The sequence below is a fragment of the Pseudoroseomonas cervicalis ATCC 49957 genome, assembly GCF_000164635.1.
GTDB lineage: Bacteria > Pseudomonadota > Alphaproteobacteria > Acetobacterales > Acetobacteraceae > Pseudoroseomonas > Pseudoroseomonas cervicalis.
In genome coordinates, this window is record NZ_GG770777.1 from 471390 (window position 1) to 479801 (window position 8412).

Annotated in this window: 7 protein-coding genes; 3 read left to right on the forward strand and 4 right to left on the reverse strand. The window is 73.7% G+C overall.

Annotated features, from left to right (window positions below):
* Positions 1-643, reverse strand: a 643-nt coding sequence (locus HMPREF0731_RS02000; RefSeq protein WP_007002327.1) for a cysteine desulfurase family protein, incomplete at its 3' end; no start/stop codon positions are given.
* Complete coding sequence (locus HMPREF0731_RS02005; protein WP_040611840.1) at positions 640-1128, reverse strand: Rrf2 family transcriptional regulator; 489 nt, start codon at positions 1126-1128, stop codon at positions 640-642. The genes HMPREF0731_RS02005 and HMPREF0731_RS02000, both read right to left, overlap by 4 nt.
* Positions 1129-1507: 379 nt before the next feature.
* Between HMPREF0731_RS02005 and HMPREF0731_RS02010 the strand changes: the two genes are divergently transcribed.
* The gene (locus tag HMPREF0731_RS02010) at positions 1508-2176 is read left to right on the forward strand and encodes an alpha/beta hydrolase (RefSeq protein WP_007002329.1); all 669 of its coding nucleotides are present in this window, start codon (positions 1508-1510) and stop codon (positions 2174-2176) included.
* Between the two features lie 74 nt (positions 2177-2250).
* On the opposite strand, the gene HMPREF0731_RS02015 is transcribed toward HMPREF0731_RS02010, so the two are convergent.
* Positions 2251-3345 carry an anhydro-N-acetylmuramic acid kinase gene (locus tag HMPREF0731_RS02015; protein ID WP_157135965.1) on the reverse strand — a complete coding sequence of 365 codons (1095 nt, stop codon included), beginning with the start codon at positions 3343-3345 and terminating at the stop codon, positions 2251-2253.
* A 71-nt stretch (positions 3346-3416) separates the two neighbouring features.
* Here HMPREF0731_RS02015 and tyrS point away from each other — a divergent pair, with 71 nt between their 5' ends.
* Both tyrS and HMPREF0731_RS02025 read left to right on the forward strand, forming a co-directional pair.
* Positions 3417-4637, forward strand: coding sequence for a tyrosine--tRNA ligase (gene tyrS / locus HMPREF0731_RS02020; protein ID WP_007002331.1), 1221 nt, complete (start codon positions 3417-3419; stop codon positions 4635-4637).
* Positions 4638-4682: 45 nt separating this feature from the next.
* Positions 4683-5075: a DUF3574 domain-containing protein gene (locus tag HMPREF0731_RS02025; protein ID WP_007002332.1), complete on the forward strand. Its 393-nt coding sequence runs from the start codon at positions 4683-4685 to the stop codon at positions 5073-5075.
* Here the strand turns inward: HMPREF0731_RS02025 and HMPREF0731_RS23015 are convergent, their stop codons facing one another.
* Positions 5076-8252, reverse strand: coding sequence for a YhdP family protein (locus HMPREF0731_RS23015; RefSeq protein ID WP_007002333.1), 3177 nt, complete (start codon positions 8250-8252; stop codon positions 5076-5078). It lies immediately after the preceding gene.
* Positions 8253-8412 lie beyond the last annotated feature (160 nt).

Genomic DNA, 8412 nt, shown 5'->3' on the forward strand with positions numbered 1-8412 from the left:
CGCCGCCGGGCAGCAGGGCCGGCAGGTCGAGGCCGGGACGCAGCAGCAGCGCCCCCGCCCCCTTCGGCCCGCCCAGCTTGTGGGCCGAGAGCGCGAGGGAGTCCGCGCCGAGTTCGGAGAGGTCCAGCTTCAGCCGCCCGGCCATCTGCACCGCATCGACATGCAGCAGCGCGCCATGGGCACGGCAGAGGGCGGCGGCCTCGGCCAGCGGGTGCAGCACGCCGGTCTCGTTGTGGGCGGCCATCAGGCAGAGCAGGGCCGGGCCACCCTGCGCCAGGGCGCGCTCCAGCGCGGCGAGGTCGATGGTGCCATCGGCCAACACCGGCAGGGTCTCGATGCCCGGCGCGGCGCGCAGGATGGCGGGATGCTCCGTGGCCCCGGCCAGGACGCGGCGGCCCTGGCCCAGCCCGTGCAGGGCCAGGGCATTGGCCTCGGTCGCGCCGGCGGTGAAGACCAGGTCGCGGGCGCGGCCGCCGAAGCGGGTGGCGATGGTGGCGCGGGCGCGCTCCAGCAGCTGGCGCGCCGCGCGCCCCTCGGCATGCACGGAGGAGGGATTGCCGAGGCAGTCCAGCGCCTCCAGCACCGCCTGCCGCGCGGCCGGGCGCAGCGGCTCGGTCGCGTTGGCGTCGAGATAGAGGGTCATGGCGGCGGGGCGGGGATGATGGCGCGGCCGCAGACGCGCTGCTCCACCACATCGGCCAGTGTCACGTTCTCCAGGAAGAGGCGGATCTGCTCGCCCAGCTCGTGCCAGAGGTCATGGGTCAGGCAGCGATTGCCGGCGAGGCAGCCGGGCGAGCCCTCCTCGCAGCGCGTGGCGCTGATCGGCTCGTCAACCGCCTCGATGATGGTGCCGATGGCGATGGCCTCGGCCGGGCGGGCCAGGCGGTAGCCGCCGCCGGGGCCACGCGCCGAATCGACAAGCCCGGCCCGGCGCAGCCTTGCGAAAAGTTGCTCCAGATACGCCACCGAGAGCAATTGCGCCTGGGCGATCTCCGCCAGGCTGACCGGGCGCTCCCTGGTCACCGCGCCCTGCGCATGGCAGTCATTTGCATTTTGCCGGTCTCGCTCGCGCGCGGCCAGCTCCACCAGGGCCATGACCGCGTAACGACCGCGCGTTGACAGGCGCATGGCTCAGTTTTCCCGCCCCTTGACGCGCCGGACGAACCTGGCCCGCAGCCCCGAGTCGCCGTGCCGTTCAATGATGGCCATGCCATGAATCCGTTATGAAAGAGGCGATCTGTTGCCTATATTGACCGTGTCACGGGGAGCGGAAGCCTGCCCCGGGACGGCACAGGCATGAGGAGAGCCGGGTCGTCGCGGCATTCTGCTGCGCGGTGGAAGCTATGGATCCCGACTTGGGGAGTCAACCTTTCGGGCTTCACCGGACCTGTCACTCCGCCCAGAAGGGCAATGTCTCTGGCTGGTCCGGCGGATCCCTGGCGGGTCCGGACCGCATGGCTTCCCAACCGGGCGCTGCCGCGCCCACCGCACTGGATGCAAGGGGACGATGCCTGAAGTGATGTTCGCCGGGCCGGATGGCCGGCTGGAGGGTCGTTACCATCACGCGAAGCAGCCCAATGCGCCCGTGGCGCTGGTGCTGCACCCGCACCCGCTGCATGGCGGGACGATGAACAACCGGGTGGTCCATGCGCTGTACACGCGCTTCCAGGACATGGGTTTCTCCACCCTGCGCTTCAATTTCCGCGGGGTGGGCCGCAGCCAGGGCCGCTACGATGGTGGCATTGGCGAGATCTCCGACGCCGCCGCGGCGCTGGACTTCCTGCAGGCGGTGAACCCCAACGCCTCCATGCTCTGGGTCGCCGGCTATTCCTTCGGCGCCTATGTCGGCATGCAGCTGCTGATGCGCCGGCCGGAGATCGGCGGCTTCGTCAGCATCGCGGCGCCCGCCAGCCACTATGATTTCGGCTTCCTGGCCCCCTGCCCCTGCTCCGGCCTGATCCTGCACGGGGCGGAGGACGAGCTGGTGCCCGAGGCCTCGGTGCGCAAGCTGGTCGACAAGCTGAACACCCAGCGCGGCATCGCCATCGACTACCGGGTGCAGGAAGGCGCCGGCCATGTCTTCACCGCGGCGCAGACCGAGAAGGTCGCCGATGCGGCGGAGGACCATGTCCGCACCATGCTGAACCGCGCGCGGATGGCGATGGCGGCGGACTGATCCCGCCGGCATCGTGATGCTCGAAAGGGCCGGGTGGCGCTGCCGCCCGGCCCTTTCGCGTGCCCGGGCGGCCTTCAGGCCCGTTGCAGCGTCACCATCCGCCCGCCGGTGAGCGGTGCTGCGACGCCGGTGGTGCCGGGGAAGGTCAGCGGCAGGCCATGCGCGACGCGCGCCGCCAGCACGCCGAAGGCCTGGGCCTCCAGCGCGTCGCCATCCCAGCCGGCGACCTCGACCGGGCGCACCGGCTCCGGCAGGGCGCCGGCCAGCGCGCGCATCACCGCCGGGTTGCGGCGGCCGCCGCCGGCCACCAGCCATTGCAGCGGCGGCTCGGGGAAGTGCCGCTCGGCCGCGGCGACGGCGCAGGCGCAGAAGGCGACCAGCGTGGCCGCCCCATCCGCCGGCGACAGGTCGCCCGCCCCGGCATCGCGCAGCGCGCGGTCGAAATCCAGCCGGTCCAGCGATTTCGGCGGCGGCGCCGCCAGGTAGGGATGCGCCAGCAGCCGGCCCAGCACCGCGCCGCAGGGCTGGCCGGCCAGGGCCAGCCGGCCATCGCGGTCGTAATCGGCGCCGATCGAGCGCCGCGCCCAGTCGTCCAGCGGGCCATTGGCCGGGCCGGTGTCGAAGGCGACCAGCCGCCCGTCGCGGCCGATCCAGGTGACATTGCCGACGCCGCCGAGGTTCAGGATGGCCAGCGGCTTGGGCAGTTCGGCCGCCAGCACCGCATGCACCACCGGCACCAGCGGCGCCCCCTGCCCGCCCGCCGCCACGTCGGCGCTGCGGAAATCATGCGCGACGGCGATGTTGGTCAGCCGCGCCAGCAGCGCCGCGTCGCCGATCTGCCAGGTCCGCCCCTCGCCCGGGCGTCCCGCCACCGGGCGGTGCAGGATGGTCTGGCCATGGAAGCCGAGCAGGTCGGCCTCCAGCCCCAGCTTCAGCACCGCCTCGGCATGCCGCTCGGTCACCCGGCGCTGGCAATCCAGCAGGAAGGGATCATCCGCCGGCAGCGCCTCCGCCAGATCCAGCAGCTTGCGCAGATCGCGCCGCAGCGACGGATCATAGGGCATGGTCAGGCTTGGCCCGACCCGCCCGATCCGTTCCCCGTCCGTCTCCACCCATGCAGCATCCACGCCGTCCAGCGAGGTGCCACTCATCAGCCCGATGGTTCGCAGCATGCCCCTACTGTGCTAGGGGCAGCGTCCCGGTGGAAGTGCCCCCGGCCCAGAACTGGACAGAAGCGACGATGGACGAGTTCCTGCAGGTGGCGCGCGAGCGCGGCTACATCCACCAGGTGACGGACGAGGCGGCGATGGCCGCCCGGATGAAGCAGGGCCCGCTTCCCGCCTATGTCGGCTTCGACTGCACGGCGGACAGCCTGCATGTCGGCCATCTGCTGTCGATCATGCTGCTGCGGCTGCTGCAGAAGACCGGCCACCGCCCGGTCGCGCTGCTGGGCGGCGGCACCACCCGCATCGGCGACCCGTCCTTCCGCGACGATGCCCGCCCCCTGCTCAGCGACGAGCAGATCAACGTCAACAAGGCCGGCATCCGCCGCACCTTCGACGCCTTCCTGGACTTCGCGCCGGGCCGCGGCGCGATGATGCTGGACAATGCGGAGTGGCTGGACCAGCTGCTCTACATCCCCTTCCTGCGCGACATCGGCCGGCATTTCAGCGTCAACCGCATGCTGACCATGGACAGCGTGAAGCTGCGCCTGGAGCGGGAGCAGCCGCTCTCCTTCCTCGAATTCAACTACATGCTGCTGCAGTCCTACGACTTCCTGGAGCTGCGGCGGCGGCACGGGGTCGGCTTGCAGATGGGCGGCTCCGACCAGTGGGGCAACATCATCATGGGGGTGGAGCTGAACCGGCGCTGCGACGGCGCCGAGGTGTTCGGCCTGACCACGCCGCTGCTGACCACCGCCTCGGGCACCAAGATGGGCAAGACCGCCGGCGGCGCCGTCTGGCTGAACCCCGATCGCCTCGCGCCCTATGGCTACTGGCAGTTCTGGCGCAACACGGAGGATGCCGATGTCGGCCGCTTCCTGGCGCTGTTCACCGAGCTGCCGATGGAGGAGGTGCGCCGCCTGGGCGCGCTCGGCGGCGCGGAGGTGAACGAGGCCAAGAAGATCCTGGCGACCGAGGCCACCGCCCTGCTGCACGGCCGCGAGGCCGCGGAGCTGGCGGCCGAGACCGCCCGCCGCGCCTTCGATGAGGGCCAGGCCGCCGACACCCTGCCGAGCATCGCCGCCAGCCTGCCGGCGCCGGTGATCGACCTGGCCGTGCAGGCCGGCTTCGCCGCCAGCAAGGGCGAGGCACGCCGGCTGATCCGCCAGAACGGGCTGCGGCTGAATGACGAGGCCATCACCGACGAGGCGCTGGCGGTGACCGAGGCCGACCTGCGCGACGGCGCGGCGAAGCTCTCCGCCGGCCGCAAGCGGCATGTGCTGATCCGCGCCGCCTGACATCGCGGCGCTGGACAGGGCGTGCGGGGCGGCGATGATGCCGCCATGCGCGCCCTGCTCCTCCTGCCCCTGCTGGCGGCCTGCACCGCCCCCTGCCCGCCCGGCCAGCAGAAGGCGAGCGTGGCGGAGCTGCTGTTCGGCCGCGCCATTCCCGGCGGCGGAGGCACGGTGTCGGAGGCCGAGTGGCAGGGCTTCCTGGCCGACACCGTGACCCCCGCCTTCCCCGACGGGCTGACCGTGCAGGCGGCCGAGGGCCAGTGGCGCGGCGCCGATGGCACGCTGCAGCGCGAGGCCGCCAGCCGCCTGCTGCTGGTGCTGCCGGGTGCTGACCTCGCCACCGCCGCGGCGCGCAGCGGCGCCCTGGCCGAGGCCTATCGCGCCCGCTTCCGGCAGGAGAGCGTGCTGCGCCTGCACCACAGCGCCTGCATCGCCTTCTGATCAGCGCCCGGCGGGCGGCGCCGGCTCCTGCCCCGCCGAGCCGCCGAACAGCCCGCGCAGGAAGCCCGGGGTCAGCGCCGCCAGCGGATTGACCGAGACGGTCGGGTCCTGGGTCGGGCCGCGCATGCGCCAAGTGGCCGCGAACAGCCCGCCGCCGCGCTCCGGGCTGAACAGCCGCCCCAGCAGCGGGATCTGCCCCAGCAGCGAATTCAGCACATAGGCCGGGACGATGGTGCCTTCGAGGTCCAGCATGCCGTTGCGCCGGCCGATGCTGCCCTTGGCGGTGACGCCGAGCGAGGCGGAGAAAGCCCGCGCCTCGCGCAGCACCAGCGCCTCGTTGCTCAGCGAGAAGGGCGCCTCCAGGCGGGAGAAGCGCAGCCCCGGCCCCTGCACCGCGTCGAACACGCCATAGACGGTCAGCGCCTGCAGCAGCTTGCCGATGCCGGCGGCCTCCTGGATGGTGAACTCCTCCATCTCCGCCGTGCCGGACAGGATGGCGCCGGGCTGGTTGCCGGCCCAGCGCCCGGCGACGCTGAGCCGCCCGCCCTCCACCGTCTGCAGCACGTCGAAGGCGCGCAGCAGGGCACCGGCATTGGCCGCGTTCAGCCGCAGCTCCCGCCCCGCCCCGGCGGGGGAGATGGTCAGGTCGAAGGCACCGCCCGGACCGGCCTGGCCGGTCACCCGCGCCTCGCGCCAGACGCCGCGCGCATCGGCGCTGGCGCGGCCCTGCACAGCGGCCAGCGCCCGGCCCGGCCCCAGCAGCACCCGGTCGAAATGCCCCTCCAGCAGCACCGGCAGGGAATCCGACGCGGCGGCGCCCGGCGGCGCGTCCGGCGCATCCAGGGCGGGGCCGAGATCGATCACCGGGCCGGAGCCGCGGAAGCGCCAGGGCCCGTTGCGCTGGGCGGGCGGCCGGGCCTCGGCGGTGAAGCGGCCCTGGAAGATGCGCGCCTCGGACAGATCGATGCGCTCCAGCCGGCTGGCCTCGCCGAAGGCCACCTGGCCGCGGGCGAAGAGCTGCGGCGCCTCGACCTGGAAGCTCTCGACGCTGCGCAGGGATTCATTGGCGATGCGCAGCTCGGCGCGGGCGCCGGCCGGCTGGCCGGGCGGCTTGGCCCAGGCGAAGGGGGAGACGCTCATGCGGCTCTCCTGCAGGTCGCCGGTCAGGCTGAGCCGCGTCTCGCCGGAGCGCCGCTTCTCCATCACCGCCACCACGCCGACCGGGCCGGCGACGAAGCCGTCCAGGTCGAGGCCGAATTCGGCGATGCGGCTGGCATCCGGCCGCGCCTCGGCGCGGATGCGCTCGACCACCTGGCTGGACGGGCCCTGGCGGAAATCCATCTCCAGCTGCAGCTGGGCCGGGATGCCGGCGAGCTGCGCATTGCCGCTGGCGCGCAGCCGGCTGTTGTCCACGGTCAGGTCAGCGGTGCCGCGTTCCAGCCGCTTGCCCATCACCACATCGGCCAGCCGCATCTGCGTCAGCCGCGCCTGGACGTTCACCCGCAGCACCTCGGAGGGGATGTCCTCCAGCAGCGGGAAGGCCAGGCGCAGCGTGCCCTCCATCTGCCCGCCCGGCTCCTTCAGCTCCAGCGGCCGGCGCTCGAACAGCTTCAGCCGCGGATGGCGGATCAGGTTGACCACATCGGGGATCGGGCCACGCAGCCGCGCCTCGATCTCCGCCTGCTCCTGCCCGGCATCGAGGCTGTGAAAGCGGATGGTGGCGCCGGGGCTGGACAAGGCCGTGCCGGATTGCCGCGCCTGATCGACCTGCACCGAGATCTCGGGCAGCGAGAAGCGGATGGTGGCGCCCACCCCTTCCAGCGGCGCGATCGGGCGCAGCCAGTGCACCGTCGCACCCTCGACCCGCAGCGTGCCGTCGAGATCCCGGACGGCCAGGCCCGAGAGATCCGCCCCGGCCTCGGCCTGCAGGGCGAAGCGGCCCTGGCGCAGCGTGCCGCCGGTGATGTTCTCGACGATCCAGTGCCGCGCGCCCGGCACCACGCCCTCCGGCCAGTAGGCGCCGATCTCGGCGGCCTCCAGCCGGTCCAGCCGCAGCGTCAGCCCGGCGCGCCAGCGGCCCTCGGCGAGGCGCGCCTCGCCCTCGGCCTCGATCACCGGGGCCGGGTGCTGCGGGCCGCCCTCGCGCGCCACGGGCGGCAATTCGAGCCGCAGCCGGCGCAGCCGCAGCGCGGTCGGCGTGCCCTCCGCCTCCAACTGGAGGTCGGCGAAGCCGGTGCGCCGCCCCTCCAGCGTCACGCCGCCCGGCCCGGCCGAGAGGCGCAGCGCCAGCTCCGGCGCCGCGCCGTCGCGCCCGGCATCGAAGCGGCCGGAGAGTTCCAGCGCGGCGCTGCCATCGAACAGGGAAAGCGGCGCCAGCGCCGGCAACAGCGTGGCAATGCGCGCCGGCTCCAGCGCCGGCAGCACCAGCTTGCCCTCCAGCGAGGGGCCGTCGCCGCGCGCGCTGCCCTCCAGCCGCACCGGCAGCGTGCCGCCATGGCCGGGCAGCACCAGCTCCGCCTCGCCGGTGCCGCCGACGCCGCCCTCGGGCAGCCGGCGCAGCGCGATATTGGCGCGCTCCAGCTGCCAGGTCAGGTTCAGCTGCCGGTCGATGATGCTGAGCCGGCCTTCGCTGATGCTGAGTTCGCGCAGGGCGCCGAAGCGGCCATCGCCGCCGCCGCGGCCGAGCAGGTCGCGCAGCACCGCGCCGCCCTCATCATCATGGCCGCCGCTGTCCGGCGGTGGCTCGGCCGGCGGCCCGGCGCGGCCCATGGAGAGCGTCACCTCCCCCTCCGGGCTGCGCTCCAGCACGATGGCGGGCTGCCGCACCGCCACCTGCAGCGGCGCCAGCTGGCCCTGCAGCAGCCGCGCGAAGGACAGGGTGATGCTGGCATCGGGCAGGGATTGGCGCACCGCCCCGGCGGCGTCGCGCAGTTCCACCTGCTGCAGCCGCAGCCGCAGCGGCGAGCCGGTGCCGCGCTGGTAGCCCTCCCAGGCCAGGGAGATGCTGCCGATGGCGAGCCCCGGCTCCGGCGTGTAGCGCTGCGCCAGCGTGGCCAGCATGGGCAGCGGCAGCGGCCCCTGGGCGAGACGCCAGGCCAGCGCCCCCGCGCCCAGCAGCAGCAGCAGCGACAGGGCCAGCGCCAGCCGCGCCGCCCAGCCGCAGAAGCGGCCGCACACACGCAGGGCTTGACCGCCTACCCCCGGCACGCCTTCGCTCCCATCCCATGTCCGAAGCGATGATCCCGAATCGCCTGCCGCGGCCGCACGACCCCGAGGCCGCCGCCCGCCTGGCCGAGGCCTTCACCGCCCGCGGCGCCGCCGAGCGCGCCTATGCCGC